This window comes from Xanthomonas sp. NCPPB 2933 (assembly GCF_056725225.1).
The window spans coordinates 3,094,241-3,117,951 of the sequence record NZ_CM161518.1 but is presented as its reverse complement, the minus strand read 5'-3'; the positions used below and the strand labels follow the sequence as shown (position 1 = coordinate 3,117,951).

20 protein-coding genes, 1 tRNA gene and 1 pseudogene are annotated in these 23,711 nt (G+C 56.7%); 12 read left to right on the top strand and 10 right to left on the bottom strand.

All coding sequences use genetic code 11. The features are described from left to right. Nucleotides 1-63: 63 nt before the first annotated feature. The 3 genes from AC1PLU_RS12680 to AC1PLU_RS12670 all read left to right on the top strand — a co-directional run bounded on the left by AC1PLU_RS12680 (nucleotide 64) and on the right by AC1PLU_RS12670 (nucleotide 2,142). Nucleotides 64-879 carry a hypothetical protein gene (locus AC1PLU_RS12680; protein ID WP_481106407.1) on the top strand — a complete coding sequence of 272 codons (816 nt, stop codon included), beginning with the start codon at nucleotides 64-66 and terminating at the stop codon, nucleotides 877-879. 37 nt (nucleotides 880-916) lie between these two features. Next, entirely contained in the window at nucleotides 917-1,441 is a 525-nt protein-coding gene (locus AC1PLU_RS12675) for a hypothetical protein (RefSeq protein WP_481106406.1), read from the top strand. Between the two features lie 116 nt (nucleotides 1,442-1,557). Next, on the top strand, nucleotides 1,558-2,142 hold the full coding sequence (locus tag AC1PLU_RS12670) for a hypothetical protein (protein WP_481106405.1): 585 nt from the start codon (nucleotides 1,558-1,560) through the stop codon (nucleotides 2,140-2,142). A gap of 100 nt (nucleotides 2,143-2,242) precedes the next feature. On the opposite strand, the gene AC1PLU_RS12665 is transcribed toward AC1PLU_RS12670, so the two are convergent. The 3 genes from AC1PLU_RS12665 to AC1PLU_RS12655 form a co-directional block, all read right to left on the bottom strand. After that, complete coding sequence (locus AC1PLU_RS12665; RefSeq protein ID WP_481106404.1) at nucleotides 2,243-3,520, bottom strand: MFS transporter; 1,278 nt, start codon at nucleotides 3,518-3,520, stop codon at nucleotides 2,243-2,245. A 62-nt stretch (nucleotides 3,521-3,582) separates the two neighbouring features. Continuing rightward, nucleotides 3,583-4,014 (bottom strand): toxin-activating lysine-acyltransferase, encoded by a 432-nt coding sequence (locus AC1PLU_RS12660; protein WP_481106403.1) that lies wholly within the window; start codon nucleotides 4,012-4,014, stop codon nucleotides 3,583-3,585. Continuing rightward, the gene (locus tag AC1PLU_RS12655; RefSeq protein ID WP_481106402.1) at nucleotides 4,004-5,818 is read right to left on the bottom strand and encodes a protein adenylyltransferase SelO family protein; all 1,815 of its coding nucleotides are present in this window, start codon (nucleotides 5,816-5,818) and stop codon (nucleotides 4,004-4,006) included. The genes AC1PLU_RS12660 and AC1PLU_RS12655 overlap by 11 nt, the downstream gene beginning before the upstream one ends. 464 nt (nucleotides 5,819-6,282) lie before the next feature. Here AC1PLU_RS12655 and AC1PLU_RS12650 point away from each other — a divergent pair. Next, nucleotides 6,283-6,873 (top strand): annotated as a pseudogene (locus AC1PLU_RS12650) (MobA/MobL family protein); the annotation flags it as partial. On the opposite strand, the gene AC1PLU_RS12645 reads toward AC1PLU_RS12650, so the two are convergent. Continuing rightward, the gene (locus AC1PLU_RS12645; RefSeq protein ID WP_258077297.1) at nucleotides 6,766-6,990 is read right to left on the bottom strand and encodes a hypothetical protein; all 225 of its coding nucleotides are present in this window, start codon (nucleotides 6,988-6,990) and stop codon (nucleotides 6,766-6,768) included. The pseudogene AC1PLU_RS12650 and the gene AC1PLU_RS12645 overlap by 108 nt on opposite strands. Nucleotides 6,991-8,235: 1,245 nt before the next feature. Then, on the bottom strand, nucleotides 8,236-8,904 hold the full coding sequence (locus tag AC1PLU_RS12640) for an abortive infection family protein (protein WP_481106401.1): 669 nt from the start codon (nucleotides 8,902-8,904) through the stop codon (nucleotides 8,236-8,238). A 113-nt stretch (nucleotides 8,905-9,017) separates the two neighbouring features. On the opposite strand from AC1PLU_RS12640, the gene AC1PLU_RS12635 reads away from it, so the two are divergent. Further along, a complete protein-coding gene (locus AC1PLU_RS12635; RefSeq protein ID WP_481106400.1) occupies nucleotides 9,018-14,624 on the top strand; it encodes a DUF3320 domain-containing protein in 5,607 nt (1,868 codons plus the stop codon). A 19-nt stretch (nucleotides 14,625-14,643) separates the two neighbouring features. Here AC1PLU_RS12635 and AC1PLU_RS12630 read toward each other — a convergent pair whose 3' ends face one another. Continuing rightward, complete coding sequence (locus AC1PLU_RS12630; RefSeq protein ID WP_481106399.1) at nucleotides 14,644-16,053, bottom strand: tyrosine-type recombinase/integrase; 1,410 nt, start codon at nucleotides 16,051-16,053, stop codon at nucleotides 14,644-14,646. 29 nt (nucleotides 16,054-16,082) lie between these two features. On the opposite strand from AC1PLU_RS12630, the gene AC1PLU_RS12625 reads away from it, so the two are divergent. Both AC1PLU_RS12625 and AC1PLU_RS12620 read left to right on the top strand, forming a co-directional pair. After that, nucleotides 16,083-16,159 (top strand) — tRNA-Arg (locus AC1PLU_RS12625). 436 nt (nucleotides 16,160-16,595) lie between these two features. Then, nucleotides 16,596-17,372 carry a hypothetical protein gene (locus AC1PLU_RS12620; RefSeq protein WP_481106398.1) on the top strand — a complete coding sequence of 259 codons (777 nt, stop codon included), beginning with the start codon at nucleotides 16,596-16,598 and terminating at the stop codon, nucleotides 17,370-17,372. A gap of 720 nt (nucleotides 17,373-18,092) precedes the next feature. Here the strand turns inward: AC1PLU_RS12620 and AC1PLU_RS12615 are convergent. After that, nucleotides 18,093-18,428, bottom strand: a complete 336-nt coding sequence (locus tag AC1PLU_RS12615; RefSeq protein WP_481106397.1) for a hypothetical protein — start codon at nucleotides 18,426-18,428, stop codon at nucleotides 18,093-18,095. 112 nt (nucleotides 18,429-18,540) lie between these two features. On the opposite strand from AC1PLU_RS12615, the gene AC1PLU_RS12610 reads away from it, so the two are divergent. Together AC1PLU_RS12610 and AC1PLU_RS12605 are read left to right on the top strand one after the other, a co-directional pair. Further along, nucleotides 18,541-19,110, top strand: coding sequence for a hypothetical protein (locus tag AC1PLU_RS12610; RefSeq protein WP_481106396.1), 570 nt, complete (start codon nucleotides 18,541-18,543; stop codon nucleotides 19,108-19,110). Between the two features lie 129 nt (nucleotides 19,111-19,239). Then, nucleotides 19,240-19,518, top strand: coding sequence for a hypothetical protein (locus tag AC1PLU_RS12605; RefSeq protein WP_481106395.1), 279 nt, complete (start codon nucleotides 19,240-19,242; stop codon nucleotides 19,516-19,518). Between the two features lie 280 nt (nucleotides 19,519-19,798). Here AC1PLU_RS12605 and AC1PLU_RS12600 read toward each other — a convergent pair whose 3' ends face one another. After that, nucleotides 19,799-20,278: a hypothetical protein gene (locus tag AC1PLU_RS12600; RefSeq protein ID WP_481106394.1), complete on the bottom strand. Its 480-nt coding sequence runs from the start codon at nucleotides 20,276-20,278 to the stop codon at nucleotides 19,799-19,801. A 167-nt stretch (nucleotides 20,279-20,445) separates the two neighbouring features. Between AC1PLU_RS12600 and AC1PLU_RS12595 the strand changes: the two genes are divergently transcribed. The 3 genes from AC1PLU_RS12595 (at nucleotide 20,446) to AC1PLU_RS12585 (ending at nucleotide 21,804) form a co-directional block, all read left to right on the top strand. Beyond that, a complete protein-coding gene (locus tag AC1PLU_RS12595; RefSeq protein WP_064628895.1) occupies nucleotides 20,446-21,012 on the top strand; it encodes a hypothetical protein in 567 nt (188 codons plus the stop codon). Next, nucleotides 21,009-21,464, top strand: a complete 456-nt coding sequence (locus tag AC1PLU_RS12590; protein ID WP_075285747.1) for an outer membrane lipoprotein — start codon at nucleotides 21,009-21,011, stop codon at nucleotides 21,462-21,464. Before AC1PLU_RS12595 ends, AC1PLU_RS12590 begins: the two co-directional genes overlap by 4 nt. Nucleotides 21,465-21,558: 94 nt before the next feature. Further along, nucleotides 21,559-21,804, top strand: a complete 246-nt coding sequence (locus AC1PLU_RS12585; protein WP_481106393.1) for a hypothetical protein — start codon at nucleotides 21,559-21,561, stop codon at nucleotides 21,802-21,804. 207 nt (nucleotides 21,805-22,011) lie between these two features. Here the strand turns inward: AC1PLU_RS12585 and pgaD are convergent, their stop codons facing one another. Beyond that, nucleotides 22,012-22,458 (bottom strand): poly-beta-1,6-N-acetyl-D-glucosamine biosynthesis protein PgaD, encoded by a 447-nt coding sequence (gene pgaD, locus AC1PLU_RS12580; RefSeq protein ID WP_176341808.1) that lies wholly within the window; start codon nucleotides 22,456-22,458, stop codon nucleotides 22,012-22,014. Beyond that, the gene (pgaC, locus tag AC1PLU_RS12575; RefSeq protein WP_481106392.1) at nucleotides 22,455-23,708 is read right to left on the bottom strand and encodes a poly-beta-1,6-N-acetyl-D-glucosamine synthase; all 1,254 of its coding nucleotides are present in this window, start codon (nucleotides 23,706-23,708) and stop codon (nucleotides 22,455-22,457) included. Before pgaC ends, pgaD begins: the two co-directional genes overlap by 4 nt. Nucleotides 23,709-23,711: the final 3 nt, after the last annotated feature.

Genomic DNA, 23,711 nt, shown 5'->3' with positions numbered 1-23,711 from the left:
TATGGAACATTCAATAGAAAAAACGATCAGGAAAAAAATCTACTCACAGGATGGAGCGCTGTAATGAGAGAATTGACAAACGAAGAGCTGTTCCTAGTGGCAGGTGCAGCGGCCGCTGCGGACGTCGATCCAAGCGAGCCGCCCACTGAGATTCCACCAATTGTGGTTAACCCACCTACGAGTCCACCTCCGAGTCCGCCTCCGACTATTCCTCCTTCACCGCCAGTTGAGCAGCCGGGGCCGATCACGCCTCCCGGCACTGGCGGCGGCGGACTTCCGAATCCAACGGACAAGAATACGACGACGGAACTAGGCGCAGAGGTCGACGTCATAGTTAATAAGTCAGCAACCCTGGAAGGGCTGGTTCAGTTGGCGCAGGCGAAGGGTTTTAACATAGTGGCTACTGATACGTATTCTCGTACGGATCCTGCTGCCACGGGTGGCGGGACTGTATATGTTAAAATCTATGCTAGTCCAAGCGATACTGCATCCCAATTGACGCATGAATTGGGGCATACCCTCTTTGATGGGGAGTGGAATACAGTTAAAGATCGAGCATCAGCAATTAATATGGGTCTGGCTACTGAAGGTGAAGCAACAATCTATTCCATCGCTGTCCAAAGAGAACTTTCAGCGCAGGGAGTAAGTTTGAATATTCCTGCAAATCCCGCCAATGTGGCATCTTATAATGCGACATATGACGCATATCAGGCTGGTCAGATAAATTGGGATACCGCTTCAGCGCAAATCGGCGAATCTTTCAGAAATGGCGAGCGAATTGATATAAATGGGACGCCCAATGATACTGCAGATGATATGACGTATGAGCAATATTATGGGAGTTACTGGGATAGGACGCGCGCTCCTGCCGGTGGGTAACATTCTGGTAAATTTGTAGTTTGTGAGAGGAGTGCTTATGTATATAAAATCTAAATTGGCCTTGTTGGTAGTTCTGTTTTTCTCAATGAGTGCTGGCGCACATGCTGAAAGTAAAGACTCGGAACTAAATTTGGATGAGGTGATTAGTAAAATATATGATCCTGGCAAGTCGGTAAACTATGAGCTTTTTCGCGAAATTGGACTCAGTGATTTCCATCAGGTGAGTTCAAGTCGATCATTGAACATTGCTTTTCGCTCAAATACGTTCAAGACGCGGGATCAGTATGCGATCTCTTTCGTTGAGTTCAGGGTCCCGCCTGAACTCGATAAAGGAGTGAGTTTTATGTATATGGAGCTCGCTCCTGGGCGCTGTTATGAAGTGTCTAAGATCAAGCAGAAATTTGCGCTCACCCCATACGTCCTGCCACCCAATCCCCATGCGCCACTCGCCGACGTTAGTAAGGATGTCTTCTATAAAACCAATCTTGGTGAAACGTCGGTGTATGTAAAGGCGAGTTCGAAGGGCGAGTGCTTGCTTGGTCTCACGAGAAGTCGAAACTGATGAGGTCCGCTGGTGCTAGCCAATTAGGCATCTAATTGGTTAGCGCTAATCTGGGCCGACACCTGGGCAGGCTTCAAGACGACACTTGAAGCGCTTTAAATGCAATGAGGGCTGGAGTGAAATTTTATAAGAGTAGTGTATGGTCCTCAGCTATCGTGGCCTTTTCTATTTTAGTATCGGCCACATTCTGTGGTGACGCCTATGGTTCAGAAAAAGTGCTTGACGAACTGGTGTCGCTATTCAGTAGCGGCGTTATTGTTGAAGAGTCTCAGGTCAACAAATTAATTAGAGCCGGCAAGACCGAGATTGTCAGAGACGAGCCCCTTCGTCGTCACTATCGAGTTTCATTGAATGATCAGAAGTCCCAGGTAGCAGCGTTGAGCTTCGGCGTTCATCGCAGTGATGAAAGTTCTCAGGCTTGGACAGTAGCTGCCCTAGCTGTAATTTCTACTGACAAAAAAGCCCGAAGCTGTGAAAGATATAGTGATATCGTTAAAAAATATGCTTTTGTGGAAGGCATACGTGAGCCTCGGGCCGTGATAAAAAATGCAGCTTGGACCCAACCAGCGACATTGACGAAAGGGCCGTATAAAATCTATGTCTCGACGACGAACGTGACCTCGCCTTGTGCTTCTGGGCTGACGGTTTCGACGAGGCTGACTGATGGTTTGGATGCTGTCACTCAAACGTCAAGCAAATAGTGTTCATTTTTGCACCGGCCTGTGCATAACGACTGAGCTCACGCATTACATGTTCTCGTAAACAGCCCAAGGTCATTGCAAGGCAACAGCGTGATGGCACTTACGGCTCTGGTCGCTCCTTCAAGTTATTCCGAATGATGAGCAAGTAGACGAGGAGGGCGGGCACGCACGTCAGGCAGATGCCAATGAAAAACATGCCATAGCCTTGGCTTTGTCCATGGAGCGTGGTGAGATAAGCCACTGCTAGGCCTGAGAAGCCGGCAAGCACCCTGCCGAAGATGGAGTAAAAGCTGGTTAGCCAAGCGTAGTGCTCACCTGCGCGTCCAAGCGTGACCAGCTTTGACATGTAAGCAACCAGGGCTATGCCGGTATAGCTACTAGCAAGGTTTTGAAGAATAACGCTAGCCCAAAGCAGTTCAGCAGACTGCTCGTTCGACGAGAGCGATGCAAGAACGAGGAGGGCAAGGGCTTGGAGAGCTGCGCCAACAAGAATGGTCGTGCTCAAGGACATGCGCTTCAAGCTTGTGCCTGCAGCCAAAATTCCGAGGAAGGCTGCTGGGATACCAAGCCAGATATGCAGGGAACCGACCACATTCTTTCCAATGCCAAGGGCATAGAAGAAGGGATTGATCATGGGACCCAGAAGAATGTCCGGTAGGCGATAGCAGCCGATGAAGACGACCACTGCGATCCATCCTTGGAGCGTGGAGGGTCGAAGGGATATCAGCGGAGACCCCTGCTTCTCCGCACTCGTGCGACCTGGGGTGAGGACGCTATCGGGGGCAGATCGCAGAAAGAGCGTTCCGCAGATAGGCACCAACATCAGGGGAAGCAGAAGTGCATAAGCAACTTGCCAGGACAGCCGCGCTGCGAGCAAGAACACCAGACCGTCGCTCAGCAGTAGAGCAATGCGGTAGCCAAATTGGTAGGCAGTGAGGAGCTTGGCTGGCTGCTGGTGCACTGCCTCTTGTTCGATCCGGAACGCATCGACTGAGGCATCCAAGGTCGCACCGCCAAAGGCTGCTGCGATGCAGCTCAGTGCAATCAGCGGAAGGCTGCCAGCGACAACGCTCAGGACAAGGCCTAGGAGAGAGATGGCGACCATTATCGAAGACAAGACAATCCAGCCCTGACGGTGCGACATGGTGCTTCCAACGACCGGCGCACGACGTTGGTCGAGATGGCGGGCCCATAGGAATTTTAGGGAGTAGGGAAGTGCGGTCCAAGCCAAGGCACCGATGACTGCGATCGAAAGCGACTTTTCGCTGAGCCAATAGCCTAAGGTGCTGCCGATCAGCGGATAGGGCAAACCAGAACCGAAGCCCAGGAACAAAAATCCAGTCCAGGCCTTGGTCGACCTTGATGTCACTTCGTGCATAGGTTGCAACTGCCTTGTCGCTTCGGTTCGTCCATTCGTATCAAGGAAGCAACGTGTCTTCCTCAGCCATCTTTGCGAAGTGTGTAAGCCTTGGTTCCAAGCATAGCGCCCGTCTTATCTCGCACCAAGCGATGCGCTTGCTTGAAGTGAGGGCGCAAGCGATGCCGGAGTGCTCTCGCCAGGCGTCGGTGATGCCCTGGCACAGCCACGAAATCCAGGATCCAGAGTTGATCACCTTCGTTCCAGTCGCTAATTGGCAAGAACGGCGGATCTTGCAGAACCAAATGACTGGCGGTTTCAGGCGTCAGATAAGCCCATAAGGCGTAGCCGGTCCAGACCCCGTCTTCGTCTTCAATCGTGACGAGCTGGCCTAGGCGAATTGCAGGCCATAGCCACACATAAGCCGCTGCGATACTGAACTTCTTGCGGTCAGTCTTGAACAGGAGTTGCATTGCCAGGCCAAGCGCCTGCGCATCAACGGCATTAGGTTGCATGGGCGGTGGTTGAGCTCAATGTCTGCGCTGCAACTGCAGCGTCCGGGAAGGTGAGCAGTGCGGTAGGGATTGATGCACGCCCGTTCAAGCTTAGACCTACCAGGTAGCTGGTGGGTTCGCAGTCGACACGCGCGACGGTTCTATGGCCAGAATTGGTGATGCCGAGTTTCTCATCTGCGACTTCGGCGCCGAAAAGCAGTGTTCCGCCATGCACGCGTGGTCCCTCCAGCTGGACTGTATAGGCCATACGATGCGTATCAAAGAAATACAAAGCGGTGGACACGTGATCGCTTGCGTAGCCCAAGACAAGCCAGTGTGGTGGTAAGCCTTTCCAAACACGGCGCGAGACCGCGACCTCGGTTGCGATAAAGGCCGAGACCCGCTCGGGTCCCGACGACCGATCGACAAGGATCGACCGCACCAGCTTGATCGCCCGGCGCTTAGAGACGCGATAGGAAAGGCGTGGTCGTGGTCTCAGCCAGCGGTTGGCGGCACAAAGATGGAGAGCTGCATTCGGAAGTGCGTGCAGGAGCGAGTTGATCTCCTCGCCTGTCTGAGAGCCCTGGGTTGCTTTGCCTTTGATGTGGTCAGAGAGCCAATCGTGGCGCTCGCCGTGCTTTGTGGGCTGATCGAACGCATAGTCAATGTGCTGTTGCTCGCGGTAGTAGCGCGCAATGAGCGCTTTGAAATGCAACGCCTCTGGGCTTGACTGAGGCAAGGCACACGCTTCTGCACAGTGATGTAGAAACGCAGCTTCCATGTGATGCTCGATCTGGATGAGCAACTGATCGATGTTGGCGATTGCCTTGTCAACGCGGGAATACTTCTTGAAGAAGTAGGCAAGCGAGGGAAGCGAGTGGCGAACATCACGCATCTCATCGCCGAAGAAGTGACGATGCCCATCGGTGCCACGCTTCCAGCTGGGAACTGCGCGGAAGCCGCCGAAATCCAGGAACTGCGCGTTCGATGTGATGTTGTCGCTTGTCGGGCGTCCGGTCCAGAGGCGATGCGCGCGACTTGCGGCAAGTTGCTCGGCAAGGCGGAGGTAGAGCGCGGACAAGTCAACGCCTAAGCCATTGGGATTGCCGGCATCGCGTTGCGTGTGTTCGTCGGCAAAGTGGATGGCATCTTTGACTCGCAGGCTATCTTGAAATTGATCGCTGTTTGCACTACCTGATGTCCCGAAATACAGGCTGCGCTCGAAATGCGCCAAGCGTAGGAAAGCAGGCCTGATCAGAATGGCGCACCGCTCCGGTTCGTCGGCATCGGTGCGCGCCAGGGAGAAGCCGGCATCAATGATGGCAACGATGGGGACTGCCCCATGGGGGAGTTCTGCGTTGAGGATTTCGCTGGCGACTGCCTCGCGAATGGCATCGTAAAGATAGAGACACCCATGCGAGTGTGACCAATCATGGGCCTTGGAGACCAGTGGTGTGGGGCCGGTTCCTTTGGCGATGAGCATGCCATCGGAGCCACAGCGGCCACTCCCTCCGTGGATCGCCCCACCGCTCCCACCATAGCGATCAGCGCCCAGTGTCTGTCCGCCGAAGGTGCCGGCAACGCAGTGGGCTTCGATAGAGGTCACGGCAAAGCGCTCAAGCAAGGACGCTGAGATGCGGGCCCGAGTTGGCGCGTCGTGGATGGCTATGCCTAAGTCGTGAAACCAGCGCTCATTGAGCCAGAGCAAAGAAGCATCCGGCAGCCTTCCCACTGAAAAGGGCACGAGCATCGAGGTGCTCACGCTGGCAAGGCTCAACAGGGTGGTGTCGTTCTTGTCATCCATGTCCCAGTAGTCATTGGGCATTTCGCTTCCTTGTTTCCGCAACTGTTGTGACTTAGCGTTCGATCGGCGTTGGTGATGCTACCAATCTGACGGCAATTCGTCCTGCTGCTGCTTTGATTTCCGGAGACCACGGGACATCACTTCTGCATGGACAGTCCGCGTAAAAACGACACACGACGTGAGGCGTGATCAGATTCGTACAGGTCTTATTCATTCTTTGGTATAACTAATATTTATATCTAAAAAGAGCCATGGTTGATCCGACTGTGGCGAAAAAATTCAAAGAAAAAATTAAAGAGCAAGAGCGCACTTATGGTTTCTGCTTTGCAGAAACCGTGCGCCAACGCTGCGCGTCGGTGCGGTGGCTTTCGCCACCTCGTTGCCTATGTTTCGCTAGGCAACACAGCCACTTCAAAACCTCGTGACCGAGGTCTCTGTGCTGTCGAGTTCGCTTTTCTCTCGACGGGCGATGTTCTGCCGCTTCTATGTGTGCTCCACAAACAGGAGTTTCACAAATGGCGATTTATCACGCAACAATGAAGTCTTTCAGCCGAGGCAACGGCGACTCTTCGGTCGCAGCAGCTGCTTACCGCGCAGGGTTTGATCTGCTCGATATGAGCACAGGGCTTGGTCACAATTATTCCCACCGAGGCGGTGTCGATTTCCATAAGATGCTTGCGCCGAAAGGAGCGCCCGAGTGGTGTTTCGATGCGCAGTATTTTTGGAACGCGAACGAAGCGGCCGAGACGCGCAAGAACGCACGCGTTTGCCGAGAAGTCGAGGTTTCGCTTCCGCATCAACTCGATCAACACCAACGGAGAGCGCTCGCTTTAGCGCTTGGCCAATTGCTGGTCAATCGGTTCAAAGTCGCCGTATTGGTCGCTGTGCACACACCAAGCAAATATGGTGATCAGCGCAATCATCATGTGCATTTGCTGATGTCAGCGCGACAAGTCGGACCGGGAGGACTAGGGGAGCGCGCCTGCGCTGAGTTTGATGCGCGACAAGGTGGCGGCACACGAGCGCTGCGGCAAATCCGCAAAGACATTGCAATGGTCATCAATGCGCACTTGAAAAATGCGGGCGCCCCGGCTCGGGTAGATCATCGCAGTCTCCGAGCACAAGCACACGAAGCCGCGCGTAATGGAGAGTTTGAACGCGCCCGCGAACTCACGCGCCGGCCTGGCAAGCACTTGGGCAAAGCCAAAGTGGCGGTGATTCGCAAAACGAAGTTCACAGCAGAAGTGAGAGGAGCAGGTGGGCGAGAAGCAGCACTGGCGCTTTCAAAGCTTGTCGCTGAGCACATGGAAAAAAGCGGTGGTCTCGTGCACGAGGTGCCACCGTCTCATAGCCATGCGACAGCACTTCGGGATCGGGCCAACGCACAGACTTCTGGATTGGACGGATGCACAGCGGTTGGGCAGACACGATTGTCAGGCGCAGAGCGGGTGCGGCAGATCAAAGAGCGCTTGGCGCGTGCGCCAGCGCCTCGCCCGGGTCTCTACACGCCTTACAGCGGTCAGACCCGACATCTTAGTCGCGTGACGCGTTTGGCTCGTTCCTCGGGCCGACAAGACGCTGAGTTGCTCAATGCGCAGGCGCAGTTGATCGAAGATTGGCTCGAAGCCCAGCGAGAGGTGGCTCAGCAGTCTCTCGAAGTATTGCGGCAGATCCCGGGTATCCAGATTGAACCCGAGTTCCAGCGAGCGCACTCCACACTCGTTTGCCGGCGAGTGGATAGCTACGCCACCAAGCCATTTCTCTTTGAAGACACCGAGATGCTTGCTCGCTCAATCAGCAAGTATGCCCATACGCTGGTGCGACCCTACAAAGCGCGCATGGCCGTGCTAGATGCGCAAGCCAAGCTCTATGAGCAAGAATACGATCCCGATACAAAAGTGGTGGCCAGAGCACAGCGGCGCTTGGCGCGAATGAAGAGGCATGTCTCCCCGCGCATCCAAGCGATCCAGCAGGGGCGGATCAAGCGGGCTCGAAAAGCGATGGTGGAGACGGCTGAGGCCTTGGAGAAGAACTTCTCTCCGCAGCCGATTGAGGTGCTGACGCCTGAGGCATCTGGAGAGGATGCACTTCCACCGCAGGCCGAGGGTGGGGCAGAGCATTGGGAGTTGAAGTTCCGGCCACCGAAGCCAAGTCTATGATGGCTCAGATATTTCTGACCGTTGACTGCGCAGCAGACTGATGGTGCGCCTAGGCATTTGGCTGGTAGCTACGATCGTCGCGGAAGGTTCTCGCCAAGTGATCGGAACAACGCCGCCAGCCGTTGGCACCCGGCGCCGAGACTGAGGCTTCAACGCCAGCGACACAGGAGCCCCCATGCGGGGCTCTTTTTCGTGGCCAAGACTTTCGCTTTATGCATCTGGATGAGATTGGCAACACTGACAGGCAGATCTCGGCTTCGTGGTTGCTGAGGAACCCCGTCATTGGGGGCGAGATAGGTCCTTAGCGAACTTCTTATCCAAATACTGGAAAATTGCTCTGGCAGCATTGATAACGAGGACTGCCTCATCGTTTTCTAACAACGTCTCGTTTGGATGCGCCCCCGGATGCTCTGCCCGAAGCTGCTTGAATAAATTGGTGATCGTGGCGCCGGGTTGGGCCTGAATTTCTTGCGCGTAACAAACTGCTTTGAGGTATGCATGAAGTGCGGTGTGAATTCGGTCCACCGCATGGGTCGGTCCTGCGCTTTGGATGAGCGTGTTGGCATCAGCAAGTGCGCGCTTCAAGACATCGCTGGTGATAGATGGGCTGCTGTCTTGGACCGAAAGTCCGTCAGCACAGCGCGTAGCCAATTCCAACAGCCGGCGGTAAGCCTGTTGGGTTCGAAGATGCTCACTGCCTTGGGGATACTTGCGAGCGATGCCGCGAAGGATCGCTGCTTGTTGATGTCCTTCGACCCCTGTCAGGATTGAAATAAAACGTTCCTTGGTCGTGTTGCCGGTGAAGGCATCTGGATCCAGCTCCAGATCACAAAAGCCAGGGTAGAACTCTCGGTGTGTCTTGTAGGAGAAGTCGCCCAGGTAGCCGCCCTCCACCCCAATGTAGCTGTGAACCACCCAGTGAATCTCGCTACCGCGCAAATCGCCCACAGATCACCCAGATCGGCTGGAACACGCGTTACATTGAGCGCATTATAGGCAAAAGCATTTGAGGAAGGCGTGGTGCTGCATCCCGCGCGTCGCGCTTCCTCTCAGGGGTGTCGATGGATCAGACGGCGGTGGCGCAGGCTGGCGAGGAGACTTCTTCGCTCCGGGGAGCTGGCGGGTTGAAGGACAAGGTTGAGAAGGCTCGTTTGGAGCTCTTAGATCTGTCTACACGCAATCGGTTGCTTCATACACCCAGAGGTGGTCGCGCCAAAACCGTCGAGGTGGTCTACGAGCTTGCCAAGGCGATGTATCAGACCTTGGTGATCGAAGGAAAGCGTTTCACGTTTGTTCCTGGCAAGGAGGATCCGAAGCAAGCGAACACTACTGGTAGCCCTGGCGATGACGATGACAGTGATGAGGTCCTACTTGACGAGGCACCCGAAGACCCAGAGCTGATCGCGCAACCCGATTTTGAGCTGGATGAGAACGGGCGTGTCAAAGCGCATTGGGATGCGCATCTCACAACACGCCTAACGCCGACAGGTCTGCAGAAGCGCTTATTGGATCTCTACATGGACGCGCGGACGCTCCAAGAAGAGCAGGGCGTCAATGTTCTTTACTTGGCCGTCGGCTACTTGCGTTGGCGTGCTACTTCCACTCCTCAGACTGACCGCTTCGCGCCCTTGGTGCTCATCCCGGTTCAGTTGGAGCGAAGCACGGCAGGCGAGAAGTTTCACCTCAAATGGACCGGCGACGATATTCAAGCGAACTTGTCGTTGCAGTTGTTCTTGCAGCGCGAGTTTGGGCTTCGCTTGCCGAGCATTGATGAGTTCGAAACGCTCGATGTCGATGCCTACCTGGCCTCTGTGGAAGCCATGCTGGAAGGTAAGGAGACCTGGGGCGTGCTTCGTGATGACGCCATCCTAGGCTTGTTCTCGTTCGCTAAGTTCATGATGTATCGGGATCTTGACCCACAAAGCTGGGAGGCGCTTGGCGGACTGGACGCCATCCCGATGCTGCGCGGGGTGGTTCAAGACGGTTTCCCAGGTGCGAGCCTAACCGACGAAAATAGCGAACTCGACCGTATCATATCGCCAGAGAGGATGCGCCATGTCGTTGATTGCGACTCATCGCAAGCTCTGGTTGTGCACGATGTGCTTCAAGGCAACAACATCTTGGTCCAAGGTCCGCCTGGAACGGGGAAGTCCCAAACCATTGCCAACATCATCTCGGCAGCGGTAGCCGAAGGAAAGCGGGTGTTGTTTGTGGCCGAGAAGATGGCCGCGCTCGAAGTCGTGAAGCGCCGACTGGATCATGTCGGTGTGGGCGTGGCCTGTTTGGAACTCCACAGCAACAAAGCCAATAAGCGTTCTCTACTGGAGGAGCTTCGGCAAACGCTGCACTTAGGCGAGCCCAAACGAACCAGCACTTCGCCAATCATCGAGCAACTAACGGAAAAGCGCGACACACTCAACGCCCATGTTGCGCGGCTCCACGAAGCTCACCAGCCCTCTGGACTGACGCCATACCAAGTCTTCGGACACATGGTGCGCCTGCGTCGCTTGGGCTACACGACACAAAGCCTGCCCCTTGAAGCGCCGACCTCCTGGGCGTCCCATCAAAAAGAGGAGAGGGAATCGCTCCTGCGCGAACTGATCGAGCGAATTGAAGAAATTGGCGTTCCAGATGAGCACGCTTGGAGCGGCGTTCAGAACGATGGCCTCTTGCCCAGTGAACGTGATCGGTTGCTCATCTTGGTCGCTGGATTGACCGAGCGATTGAACGATTGGGAGGCGTCGACCACTGAGCTTCACAGCGCGCTGGATCTTCCACCTCCACTCCGATTTGATGACGCCGGCCTTGCCGTTCAGCGTGTTAAGGCTCTGCTTGAAGCGCCAAAACTTGGCTCCGATGCGCTTCAAAGCAAGGTCTGGGATGCGCCTGGTCGCGCTTCGACAGTCATCGATGCGCTTGAAAACGCTCAGAAGGCCAGAGCTGCGGTCGAGGCTAAGATTCAGATGGAGGCGCTCGCGCAAGACTGGGATGCTACCAAGGCCACTTTACGAGTTTTGCCAAACAGCTTCGTTTTAGGGAAAGAGCTGGCAACGCTGAGTGGGGCACACAGTGCCTTGGTTCGGCTCGGGCCTGATCTGACACGATTGACGCAGCTTCTAGCCGAGAAGGCACCACTTACGCTCGATCTGGCGCTTCGGCTCGTTGCCATCGCGGAGCGCGCCACGACCATTCCGGAACTTGACCGCGATGCATTGGTCGCCCACATCTGGGAACGGGGCGTCGATGCAATCGAAGAGGTCGTTGTGGCTGTTGAAACGGTCCAGCAGGCGAAGAGGAACCTGGCCTCTGTATTCCGCGACGCTGCATGGAGCAAAGACAGCGCGGAGCTTGAAGCGGCGCGTGGGCAGTTGGCGATGCGCGGCACGAGCTTGTTCCGCTTCCTAAGTGGAGATTGGCGTCGCGCCAATCAGACCATCCGCACACTCCTTTCTAACCCTAAGCTTCCGGCGTTGGACATGCTTGGATCGCTCGATGTTCTCCTGGATGCCAAGAGCGCTCAGAAGAAGATTGTTGAGCACGACGCCCAAGGACAAGAAGCGTTTGGCTCAAACTGGCAGCGCGAGCGCTCCAACCCATCCTTCCTCAGAGGCGTCGTGGCCTGGATGCGAACGCTCCGACCCTTGGGGAGCGGAGTTCGTGAGCGTTTGGCCGACATCAGCGATCGCGTATTGGCAACCGAAATCGCCAAACGCGTAAAGCCAGTTTTAGAAGAACTCGTTCGCGATTTGGCGCCTGTCCATGAGGCGTTGTTGTCTGCTGAGCGCAACCCATGGGGCGAGGAGACCGTCCTCAAGCGCGTTGTTCTATCGGAACTGGAAAAGAAGTCTGCCCTTTGGCAAGCTGCGTCCCAGCAATCAGCCCTATTGGCTAATGCGCAGGAACTCACGATCGAGCAGGCGCTTGCGGTCGTTGAAGAAGTCCAGCTGGCGCAAACTGCCATTACCACTTACGACGCTCTTGCCGCTGATGGGACCTCAGCCTTTGGTCCGTTCTGGGGAGCACTAGATAGCAAGGCACATGAGCTTCGCCAAGTCGCGTCTTGGATTGAACACAATCCAGAGCTTCGCTTGTTGGCCGCGCGCATTGTTGATCCCGAGTCATTGCTTGATCGGGCTGAGGGAGTTTCTTCTGCGGCAGGACTGTTGGCCGGCGAAGTGATGGATCTTCTGGTTGGCTTGCAGTTTGAGGGCAACGCAGAGATCACGCGTGATCCGAGCCATGCACCTTTGGCAACACTCAAACTCCAGCTGGCAAGCTGGCAAGCCGACCCGGAAGGACTTCGGAGTTGGGTGTCTTACCTTGCCATTGCCAAGGAGGCCGAGCGTAAGGGCTTAGGTGCAATAGTCGATGGTCTTGCCAGTGGCAAGCTGGCGAGAGCCGATGCCTTGGGCGTGTTCGATCTGTCTTACTACGAAGCTTTGCTTCAAGCGCTGGTACAGCGCGATCGTGCGTTGGCGAGCTTTGACGGGCAGCGGCAGTCTCAGGTGGTATCAAGCTTTGCAAGCCTTGACCAGGAGCGTATGCAGCTGGCTCGGTATGAAGTGGTCAAGGCGCATCACAGCAAGATCCCGCGCCAAGGCGGTGCAACCGGCCCAACAGCTATTCTTATCGGCGAGATGGCCAGGAAAAAGGGTCATCTGCCGATTCGTCAATTGATGCAACGGTGTGCCCCTGCGATCCAAGCGCTCAAACCCGTCTTCATGATGAGTCCGTTGTCGGTAGCGCAGTTCCTGCCGGCAGGCGCGCTGGACTTTGACATGCTGGTCATTGACGAAGCCAGCCAGGTGCAGCCGATTGATGCGCTCGGTGCGATCGCGCGCGTTAAGCAGTTAGTGATCGTGGGTGACGAGCGACAGCTCCCGCCAACACGATTTTTCTCCAAAGCACTGGGCGATGGCGGTGACCGGGATGACGATGAGGGTGGGGCACAGGCGTCAGATGTCGAAAGCATCCTGGGGCTTTGCCGCGCAAGAGGATTACCTGAGCGCATGCTCCGTTGGCACTACCGGAGCCGCCATCAGTCGCTCATTGCCGTTTCCAATCAACAGTTCTACGAAGGCAAGCTCTTCATCGTCCCCAGTCCCTACACCAGTGAAGCAGGTGTGGGCTTGCGGCTGCATCATTTGCCTGAAGCCATCTACGACCGGGGCAACACGCGCACCAACCCCAAAGAAGCCAAGGCAGTTGCACTTGCAGTGCTGGCGCATGCGCAAAACACCCCTCAACTCACGCTGGGTGTAGCGACCTTCTCGACAGCGCAGCGCCGCGCCATTCTCGACGAGTTGGAACTCTTGCGCCGACAGCACCCGGAAACAGAAGGGTTCTTTGCCGATCACCCGGCTGAGCCCTTCTTCGTCAAGAGCCTCGAAAACATCCAGGGCGACGAGCGCGATGTCATCTATATCTCTGTGGGCTATGGGCGTGATGCCCAGCGCCACATGACGATGAATTTCGGTCCTGTGAGTAATGACGGCGGCGAGCGGCGCTTGAATGTGCTCATCAGCCGCGCCAAATCGCGTTGCGAGGTCTTTACCTCGATCACCGATGAAGACATCGACACCGATCGTGCCAAGGGTAAGGGCACCTTTGCTTTAAAGCTCTTCTTGAACTACGCAAGGACAGGCCGCCTTACCCTCGCCACCCAGGCGCGAGACGCTAAGCACAGCGTATTCGAACAAGAGGTGGCCCAAGCACTTCGCGCGCGAGGCTACGATCTGCACACCGATGTGGGCCTTGCTGGCTTCTTCGTCGACATTGCGGTGTCTAATCCAGAGGAGCCTGGGCGCTACATTTTAGGCATTGAGTGTGACGGGCAGTCGTATCGAGATGCCAGAAGCGCGCGCGATCGCGATCGCTTGCGTGACAGCGTGCTGCGCGACAAGGGCTGGCAGGTTTATCGGATTTGGAGTTCGGACTGGTTCCACCGTCCTGAGGCAGAGCTTGAAAAACTTGTTGTAGCCATTGAAAGAGCGAAGTCGGAGTCAGGCACCTTAGAGCCCAGTCCCAATTCTTCGCACCGTGCGGTGCCGGTGGAGATTCTCACCGTCGATCGCGGTGAGGTCACTGAGATGGGCCTCATTGAGGCGCAAAGTCCGCCGGACACTGAACCTTACATTGAGGCGTCCTTCGCCGTGCCAAGCAACCAGTTCGAATTGCATTTGGTTCCAACAGGGCAACTCGCCACCATCGTGCGGCAGATCGTTGAAGTGGAAAGCCCCATTCATCGCAGCGAGGTCGTTATGCGCGCTCGGACGCTTTGGGGCTTGCAGCGTGCTGGCTCGCGTATCCAACAGGCGGTTGAAGAGGCGATTGGGTCAGTGGTGTCGATGGGTGGTGTGCAGGTCGTCGACAAGGACTTCTTGGCCATTCCTGGGAAAGAGGTCCACGTGCGTGATCGTTCATTGGTCGAGTCCTCGACCCTGCGCCGGCCAGAGCTTTTGCCACCCGCAGAGATCAAGGTGGCGGTCACCAAAGTCGTCGCCGACAACCTGGGGGCAAAGCGAGACGAGTTGGTGTTGATCGTATCGCGTCAGCTCGGTTACCGGAGCACCAGCACACAACTTAGACAGTTGATTTTGGATCAGATCGAGGCACTGCGGCTTGCGGGCAGGTTGGCTGACAAAGGCGAGTTGGTGGTCTTGGCCTAGCGCTCATGGTCTATTTTTTTCACTGCGCTTTTGCCCGCGCTTGGAAGGCAAGCGCAACCGCTGAAGCCATATCCTTGGGGCTTAGTTCCAAAAGCTGGGTGACCACTGCGTCTACGTTGGCACCTGCACCACCTTGGCGTTCGAGCTGTTCGAGCTTCTTGCCCAACGCGACAGGATCCGGATTGAAGTAGCGCATGAAGGTCTTTAAGTCCTTATGCCCCGAGATCCTGGCCGCTTCCGCTGGGTTGAGGTGATGTCCCATCTCTGTGATGCGCGTATGGCGCAGATCGTGCATGCGCGCAGTCAGGATCTCTGGGTCACCGAGCTTCTCGGCTATCTGCCCACGGACGCGATCCCAGGCCTGAGTGACGGTGTCTGCCCGAATGCGCTTGCCGCGCGAGGTCACAAAGACGGGTCCTTTCTTCGTTTCGCTGGCTTCAAAGCGGGCTGCGATCAAGGCCATCGGCTCTGACGTCAACGGGATCACGCGCTCGTTGTATTTGCCATTCTTGGCCTTGGTCTCGCGAAGTCGCGCGGTCTTCTTCTTGAAGTTGATGTCCGCCCAATCGAGCTTGACGCACTCCGAGCGGCGGGCTGCCGTCATGCGAGCAAAACGGATGACATCGGCCGTTGCCGGGTCGGTCCGCCCAGCATCAAGCTGCGCAACGATGGCGTTCCATTCCTCCTCGGTGAGCGTCCGGTCGCGCGCGTCATCCGAATTGAGCGATTTCAAGCTCTTGATCGGCGAGCGCAGATCAATCTGCCAGTTTTCGTGGGCAATCCGGAAGAGGTTTCGGATCGTGGTCAGGGCTCGCTTTTTGCTGCCCTGGGCCATAGGGAGCGTGGTGCCGTCTCGCTTGACCTTGATGTAGGCGTTCACGAACGAGCCGGCATGGCGCCCCAAGAAGTCATCCTGAGTCAAATCCTTGGCCAGCTTGCGGGTGAGGTGGGGCAGGCCGGTCTGGCTCAACCCAAGGCCTTTGCCACCTCCCAAGAAGAGATAGGCATTGGATTGGTCGGTCCTGACCGACGCGTGCTTGATGAGCCCATCATCGATCTCTTGGACAAACCGGCGCAAAAGATCCCCAAAGGTCCAGGCCTCTGCCGTGTGCGCGTAGGGCGTTTGCCGAAGCTCCAAGGAGGCGTGTTCTCGGCGGACATAGGCCTCGGCCATGAGCCGAGCAGCATCAATGTGATGCTCGGTATTCGGGGACGCCTTCGGGTCGATGGGGTAGCGCACCAGCGGGAACTTCAAGGCTTGCCCGTTGAGGGACCTTCGGATGCGCGCCTCCCACCTGAGTTGCCCATCCGTCCTGAGCGTCACGCCCGCCACGGAGCTGATGGCCTGAGAGGCCTTGATGCCGCGTGGGAGCGTGCCGCTGAAGGTCTTGGTGCGCCCAGGCTTGGCGGCTGTTTTGGCTTTGCTCACTTAGCGTCTCCCTGTATCCTTAGACAGATGGCCCCGTGGCACAATTGGATAGCGCGCGTCCCTCCTAAGGACGAGGTTGCTGGTTCGAACCCAGCCGGGGTCACCACTTTTTTGACAATCGGCATGACTAGGCCTGTCGTTACCACAGACTTGCCACAGTCAGGCTAGACTTTCACGCAAAGCCTTGTCCCGCTTGGGTCTTAGTCTAGCGACGTTGTCCCTCCTAAGGGGAAGGTCGCCCGTTCGAATCGGGCCGGGGTCACCAGGAATCAGTGACTTAAGCTAGTCTATGTCCACGTTGAATAGAGATGATGGAGCATATATCCACATGCTATGGACACAGCAGACACAGAGCTTCGGAGCATCGACTCAATCTGATTGGATCGCTGAAGCCCGGTCTTTTCGGCACTTGGATTAATTAATCTAACGTCTTTTAAGCCAAGGGAGAGGGGGTGAGACTTAATTTGCAAGTTCCATATCCCCTAAGACTCTTCTGTTTGCATCTCGGGGGACATACTTTTGCCAATCTTATTTCAACAGAAATGCTTCTTGTTGATCGAAATGTTTTAGCCAAGCTTAAGAAATTTGATGCACTGGCGAACGAAGGCGATAAATATTGGTTGGCAATATTCAGTAGATGTGCTCAAAATATCAATCCGATTTTCACTGCTTATGAAGGATGTTTTGCTAGGAAGCCAAGTAAGGTCGAATTCGTAGCTGAGCTTCAGAAGGCTCGAGCGGAGCTAGAAGTACTATATCCCCACAAGAAGATAATTAACCATCCTGCCGAGATGGCCGAGGGGCTTTACGACGCCTTGGCGATAAAATTTGAGAGGCAGGGTAAAGAGATCGAATTCTTGCTAGCCTCAGCATCGATTGCCGCGAATCGTCCGTCCCGCGAAGAGCTGATGCCCAAAATCCGCGATGTCATTGCAGTGGCGCACGACTATGGAATCGGAACAAGCTCGTTGGTGCCGGTTGCCCTAATGTCCTGTTTGGCTGATAAGAGCGGAGGTCAAGCATCCGCAGCACGACGTCTGCTAAAACCTAAGATGAAATATCTGCACGGCGATGCGTACAACGCTGTTGCCGACATCCACAATCTTGATTTTTTAATCTCACTTAGTGCCAGTGATCTCAATACGGCAGTGTTATGCACGATGGATCTTGGTCTGGCGGAGTTTTGGATTAAATTGAAGGTGGCGAGCCCCAAGAAGACACCTGACAATGACGTCACTTTTAGGTTCTCCATTGATAGTGATCTTTTTCCAAGATTGGATGAAAATCAGCTTGATGAATTGCGATCTCTCCTTCAGTGACGTAATTTTTTGACTGCCGTGTCATTCCCTTCGGGAGTGAGGTGTGCGTAGTATTTTCCGTTGTCGCGTAATCAGCATGCCCGGCCAGGATTTGAATGCGACGCAAGGGCACGCCCGCCATGACGAGATGAGAGCGAAAATGTGCGCCGCAAACGATGCAAACTGCCCCCAATGCCTGCCCTTCGAGCGTATGCTGCAAACGAGTCGCTTAACTTATCTTTATGCACATCAGCGACACGGTCGGGCTAGCGGCTCAACGCCTGTCGTGCATAGCGGTTAAGTAGAACCTCGCGCCACTTGCCAGACTTTGTGCGGCCTCTTCCGGTTTTATCGGGCTCGCTCTTTATAAGTAGTCTGCCGCCTAGCACTGATGACTTGCGCAATTGGCCGCCTCCCCGCGGCGTAAGCCGGTGTGCGCCATGATCAGCCATAGTGGCGCGTGCAGGGTTGGCGCGAGAAAGCTTTCGCATCGCTGCTATGTCGTAGAAGCGCACAGCTACGCTGCGCGGTGCTTTCACTTTCTCAAGCGGGTTAACGTCCATCTCCTTACATTCCATCACGCTACGGAAGGCTGCCTGGAGTCGATGGATTTCTTTGCCAACTGTCTCTGGCGCTGCCTTATCGTCGATCAGGCGATCATGCTTGTAGCCCTACATTTCCACGGGGCGCAGCGTGTCAATCGGTCGATGAACGAACTTGGTGATGAAGCGCTTCATTGCGTTAGCCCAGCTTCTTTCGCTGCTCGTATTTCTTCAGCTTCATGAGAGCCGAGGCGGCCGAGGGAGAGCCGGTAACGTTTGCCGGCCTGTCGCCAATCGAGATAGGCGCGGTTGCCATGCCAGTAGAGTGAGACTGTTGCCATTGAGGTGCGCCGTTGATCGCCGCGTGGAGCGCGGACTTTTTGTAGAGTTGCTTGCCCATGAAGCGTCGCGGAGCTAGTCCGTAGACGAGGGCGTTCTCGCGGAACTGGGATTCTGCGGCGCCGCAGTAATGAGCAGCCTTGGTTACTTTGAACCAGTCTTTGCCGGCGAGGTTCAGTGGCTCGGCGAGGGACATTCGCGCCTTCTGAACTGGCATGCGTCAAACTTCGCCCACTCTGGCGTCGACAGATTGCCGCTTGTATGAAGATTATTTATGGCAAAATGCTCTCCGGAATAAGAGGTGTTAAATGGGCATGCTTGATGGAGTAAGCCAGTGCTGGTGGCTAAGTAAAGCTTGTGAAGTGAACTGGGACGCTTGGGCTGCAATCGCAACGGCGAGCGGCACTTGTCTGGCGCTTGCCATCGCGACGAGCGACGGTCTGCAGCGTATTAAAGATAGGCGTGCCGCTGCGAAGCTCGCATTGATTTCTATATGGCCGTTCGCACATAAGGCGGCAGGCTGCACATCGACTATCTCGCATGAACTTCAACTTTCGAGCGGGGTGCGACCCGATACTCTTGGTACTGCCGTTCAAGAGTTGCGTGATGCGATCGACAAGATTTCTGCGGCCAGCGGTCGTCTTGACGCTGAAATGTCGCTGCGGGTCACTGCTGCCGTGTCGTTGGGAGGATATTTGGCACGCCAAGCTTCCCGGCTTCTTACCAGGGATATGGACGCGGCAATGGTTAGCGCAGCTTTGAGCGAAGATTTTATCGCTCATTCCCGCACGGCAACTCAGCATTTTTTGGACATTGCTACTGCTGCCGAAGCACAGACGGCTACTATTACAGGTCAAGCGCCCCCATTTGAAGATTAGCCTCTCCGGCATAGTTTGCCGCATGTATTGAAATAAAATAGCCCTGGGTGCTGCGATGATATTTCCTCTGAGACGCTTATTTTCAAAATTTACTTTCAGTGTTCCAAGCGTGTGACGAGCTCATGCGAAATGCCTGTTGACCAGCGCCAGTCTTGCATCCAGCATCGGCTTGCCAAATGGGAGAAAGTCATGCCACCTAAAATCCACGAGGACTCGCTGAGCACCAGCTATTACGGCAAGGGGATTTATGTTGAGGCCCGTCAACCTGAGGGTGGCGAAGCCTTCGTTTCGCTGATCGAGATCGAGGACCTGCCCAGCTTTAATTCGCCAGATCTCCCAAATTTTCCATCCTTGAGTGACGCACTCAATGCAGGTTTGCGATGGGCAACAACCATGGTTGATAACTAAGCTGTTTGTAATGTCGCCTCCGTGCCGCCAAGGACCGCTGGACTCGGGCTGGCTTGATTTGTAGGTTTTCCGATCCGCGCGTCATTGACCTCACGTCGCGACAAGCTCTTACGCACCGGAGTAGTACCCAGCTTCTGCACCTTGCCGCCGTGCTTTGCGAGTACTTTGAGATCGTTCGCGAGGTCAGCGCACTCGCGGTCTTTGTGGCGGACGGTGGAGAGTGCGAAGGCGCTCATTGCGCACCTGCCTTGCGACGCGCAGCGGGTTCGTTGCGCAGCAGCTACTCGGCGTAGGCACCGCCGCGCTGGTTGAGGGTGATTGTGTTGGAGAACTGTGGGTCGTCTAGCTGCACTAGGCCGGCGTTGTCGAGCCAGTTGATGCAGCGGCGGGTGAATGCCTGAATCTGTACGGTGCCGCTGGTCTGCATCTGGACGGGCATGGCGGCGAAGCCACCACGTGTGCGCCGCAGGGTGCGGCCCTGTGCTGCGGTGGCCAAGTGTGCGAACAGCGTACGGCTCAGGTGGGACAACGGGATGCGGTGCTGGCCGGTGGGTTCGGTCCAGCGGCCTTCGGTGAGTGCGCGGCTGGTGCTCGGCGCAGTGGCCTTGCTGCAGCGGCAGCGCTCGATGTGGAACGTGGTCGGCGCCGGCCCGCCGATGCGGTAGCGATGCGGTGCGCCGCGTGTGGTGATCAGCTGCGGGCGGTGGCCCGGCTGGTACGCGGGAATGCTGGGCGGCAAGGGCGTGGCTTCCTGGCGCATGTCTGTCCTTGGCCTGCGCCAGCCGAACGTGGGGAGGGCAGGCTGCTGGTCTGCGACATCGCTAGTTGGGGGAGATGTTCATCTAGTGCAGTTCGAATCATTTGTTACTATCGCGTTAGCTGTAGGGATGCGGCCCCATGCCGCAATGGAAGCAACAGGGGAATGGAATGAAAAAGCTACTCGCCGCTGCGATCGTGATCGCGGCGCTTTCTGGCTGTGCGGCCAATCCGCCGCTCAACTTCTCGGTGCCGGGCGTAGGAGTCAGCAGCAAGAAGCTCGATGCCGAGCTGAAGTCGCTCACGGTCACGCTGGCCCGGCCGGACGAGGCAAAGGGCAAGGTGCCGCCTGAGGCGCAGCACGAAATACCGGACATGTGGGAGAACGCCCTGACTGAGGCGCTTAACCGGATGGCGATCTTTCGTGACGACGCACCGCGAAAGCTCAGCTTGTCGGTGAAGATCCTGGCGATCGACATACCGTCGTTCGGCGCGTCCATGACCACCAAGACCATCGCGCGCTACGAGCTGATCGATCGCGCGAACGGCAGCATCGTCTACACCCAGGATGTGAGCGCTTCGGGCACTGTGCCGGCGGGCTATGCGTTCGCCGGCGTGATCCGCGCTCGCGAGTCTGTCAATCGCTCCGCCCAGAACAACATCGCGCTGTTCCTGCAGGCGTTGGAAACGGTCGACGTGAGCAAGCCGATGTTCCCGAGCAGCCAGGCGACTCCGTGAAGTCGCTCATCGTCGCGACCTACCTCGCGGTCGCAGTGGTTGGGTGCGCACCTAACGTGCGCACCGACAGCTACTCAGTGGGTTCGGTTGGCCAGGTCAATCGGACCGTGGCAGGCACGGTGATCAGTGCGCGCGCTGTTTCGATCGATGGCACGCAGGGCGGTGGCGCCGCGGCGGGCGCGGCAGCAGGCGGCATTGCCGGCTCATCGATGGGCGGCAGTGGTCGTGCCAACGCCGTCGGAGCAGTTGGCGGCCTGGTCGCCGGCGCCATTGTCGGTGCTGCAGCTGAGCGTTCGGCATCACGTGCGGATGGCATGGAGTACGTCGTCCAGACCGAAAACGGTTCACTGATGACAGTGGTGCAGGGTGCAACACCTGCATTTGCAGCAGGCGCCCGAGTGCTGGTTCTGTACGGTTCGCCGTCCAGGCTGATCGCCGACCCTCGCAACTGATCGCCAACACCTAACTCCGCAAATGCATGAATAGACCTGTGCGGACGCCTGTCGTCGGAAGAACTTTCGAAAAATTTTAATTTAGGGCTGACTCATGGAACTGATTTACTTCGCAGCTGCGATCTTCGGTCTCGTGCTATCGGTTTTGTGGTTGCTGGTGCCATTCGCCGTTTTTGGTATCAAGCCGCTACTGGGACAACTGCTGGCGGAACAGCGCAAGACGAACACTGCACTGGCGACAATCTCGCAGCAGCTTCACTTTATTGCTCAGCGTCTAGACGGTGCTGGGCAGCCGACGTCGCAAGTCGTGCAGCCTCTGGGAGGTGAACTGCCAAGGTAGGACCTGGCAGGCTGAACGATCTAAGCATGGGCAGCTAGACTCGCCCGCAAAGCAAAAACCCCGCTAGAGCGGGGTTCGATCTTAGGGCGATCGCGTACTTCTTCATCACTTGACTTCTCGTGGCAATGGGGGCTATGCCGGCGAAGTCTCAACTGTACGATGCGCCTGTTAATTAGGGGCGGGATGTTGCACGAACTGCCAAACAACTCACCCATGCCGCACCACCCGCACCCCCACCGGCCTTGCAAACTTATCCATCGCCACCGATGAGATACGGCTATGACGCAGCAGGCTACCAAGCTGCTCGGGAACGCCCAGACGTTGATCGACCTCTGGTTCCAGCACAGTGCGGCGGCGTTTACGCCGGTCTGCTTTGGCAAAGCGCAGGCGGTTGTATTCGGCCCAGCCGACGGTGGTGATGGCGCTCATCAGTGCGATCACCGGCAGGGCGCCCAGTGCGAATGGGTCCAGTGCGTTGTGCTTGAGATATAGCTCCGTATAGGCGCTGCGCAGGCCGAAGAACCAGGCGATCAGCGTTGCCAGTGGTGCCCACAGATAGAAGTAGACCATCCAGGCGCCGGCAGTAGCGGCGCCGTAGGCGAGTCGGCGCGAGCGGCCGAGGCGTTGCGGCAGGTTGATGATGGGCGGTGTCATTGGATTCCTCGGTCGGGGCTTTTCCAGCGGGCGCGTTTGCTGCGACGCGCGAGCAGGGCACGTGGGAAGGCGATGACGGCAGTGAGCATACCGATCATCCAGAAGGCGACCGGATACCAGATCACCCAGAAGAACTGGCGCGCCAGGCCTTTTTCGTAGCGGCGTTCGATCACCAGGCTGGTGGCGAACTGCATCAGGCACACCACTGCCAATACCAGGCCATGCCAGCGCGGCAGGATGGTGTCGATGTACAACGCAGGCGGCATGGCAATGAACTTGCCGAGCAGCCACAGCACGATGATGAAGAGCATCGTGTAAGCCCAGGCCAGGCTGAGCGCGTATTCCAGCAGCACGCCCCACATGCGTCGGCTGTGCCAGGACAACACTCGGCGGCCATGGCTCAGCAACACTTCCACGCCACCGCGCGCCCAGCGCAGGCGCTGCATCCACAGGCCGCGAAAGGTCTCCGGCATCAGGATCCAGCACAGCGCGTTGGGCTCGTAGCGGATATCCCAGTCGTCGAGCTGCAGACGCCAGGAGATGTCGATGTCTTCGGTGACCATGTTGTCGGACCAGAAGCCAACGTGATGCAGCGCCGAACGGCGAAACGCGCAGATCACACCCGACACGGTGAACAAACGTCCGTAGACCCGCTGCGCACGCTTGATCAGCCCCACGATGGCGGAAAATTCGCCCACCTGCATGCGACCCATCAGCGTTGTGCGATTGCGCACGCGCGGGTTACCGGTGACGCCGCCGACGCGCGGGCCGGAGATCAGGTGGCCGACCATCCAGCGCGTGGCGTTGGGGTCCAGGATGGCGTCGGCATCCACGCACACCAGATAGTCCGAGCGCGATGCCAGCGTGCCCACGCGCAGTGCGTTGGCCTTGCCGTGGTTCTGCTCAAGGTGCACCACGCGCAGGCGCGGATGCTGGTGGGTGAGGTCATCGAGTGCTTCGGCCGTGTTGTCGCTGCTGCCATCGTTGATGGCGATGATCTCGAAATCCGGATAGTTCTGCGCGCTCATCGCAGCGATGGTTTCGCCCACGTGCTTGGCCTCGTTGTAGCAAGGCACCAGCAACGACACAAACGGCTCGCTGGACAACGGTGGCGGCGATGAAGGACCCGGCGTGCCGCGTTCGCGCCGCAAGTAGTAGTACGTGCCTCCGATCATCCAGAAGAAGGCCATGATGATGGGATAGAAAAACGCGAAGTTGAACAGGGCGCCCAACAGAAGGCTGGTCGTCATCGG

Excerpts from the sequence above, each read along its gene's own strand:
- AC1PLU_RS12585 (WP_481106393.1), top strand. The coding sequence starts at position 21,559 with ATGGAACTGATTTACTTCGCAGCTGCGATCTTCGGTCTCGTGCTATCG.
- AC1PLU_RS12595 (WP_064628895.1), top strand. The coding sequence starts at position 20,446 with ATGAAAAAGCTACTCGCCGCTGCGATCGTGATCGCGGCGCTTTCTGGC.
- AC1PLU_RS12655 (WP_481106402.1), bottom strand. The coding sequence starts at position 5,818 with ATGCCCAATGACTACTGGGACATGGATGACAAGAACGACACCACCCTG.
- AC1PLU_RS12675 (WP_481106406.1), top strand. The coding sequence starts at position 917 with ATGTATATAAAATCTAAATTGGCCTTGTTGGTAGTTCTGTTTTTCTCA.
- AC1PLU_RS12605 (WP_481106395.1), top strand. The coding sequence starts at position 19,240 with ATGCCTGTTGACCAGCGCCAGTCTTGCATCCAGCATCGGCTTGCCAAA.
- AC1PLU_RS12610 (WP_481106396.1), top strand. The coding sequence starts at position 18,541 with ATGGGCATGCTTGATGGAGTAAGCCAGTGCTGGTGGCTAAGTAAAGCT.
- AC1PLU_RS12600 (WP_481106394.1), bottom strand. The coding sequence starts at position 20,278 with ATGCGCCAGGAAGCCACGCCCTTGCCGCCCAGCATTCCCGCGTACCAG.
- AC1PLU_RS12620 (WP_481106398.1), top strand. The coding sequence starts at position 16,596 with ATGCTTCTTGTTGATCGAAATGTTTTAGCCAAGCTTAAGAAATTTGAT.
- AC1PLU_RS12660 (WP_481106403.1), bottom strand. The coding sequence starts at position 4,014 with ATGCAACCTAATGCCGTTGATGCGCAGGCGCTTGGCCTGGCAATGCAA.
- AC1PLU_RS12680 (WP_481106407.1), top strand. The coding sequence starts at position 64 with ATGAGAGAATTGACAAACGAAGAGCTGTTCCTAGTGGCAGGTGCAGCG.
- AC1PLU_RS12635 (WP_481106400.1), top strand. The coding sequence starts at position 9,018 with ATGGATCAGACGGCGGTGGCGCAGGCTGGCGAGGAGACTTCTTCGCTC.
- AC1PLU_RS12615 (WP_481106397.1), bottom strand. The coding sequence starts at position 18,428 with ATGTCCCTCGCCGAGCCACTGAACCTCGCCGGCAAAGACTGGTTCAAA.
- AC1PLU_RS12665 (WP_481106404.1), bottom strand. The coding sequence starts at position 3,520 with ATGCACGAAGTGACATCAAGGTCGACCAAGGCCTGGACTGGATTTTTG.
- pgaC (WP_481106392.1), bottom strand. The coding sequence starts at position 23,708 with ATGACGACCAGCCTTCTGTTGGGCGCCCTGTTCAACTTCGCGTTTTTC.
- pgaD (WP_176341808.1), bottom strand. The coding sequence starts at position 22,458 with ATGACACCGCCCATCATCAACCTGCCGCAACGCCTCGGCCGCTCGCGC.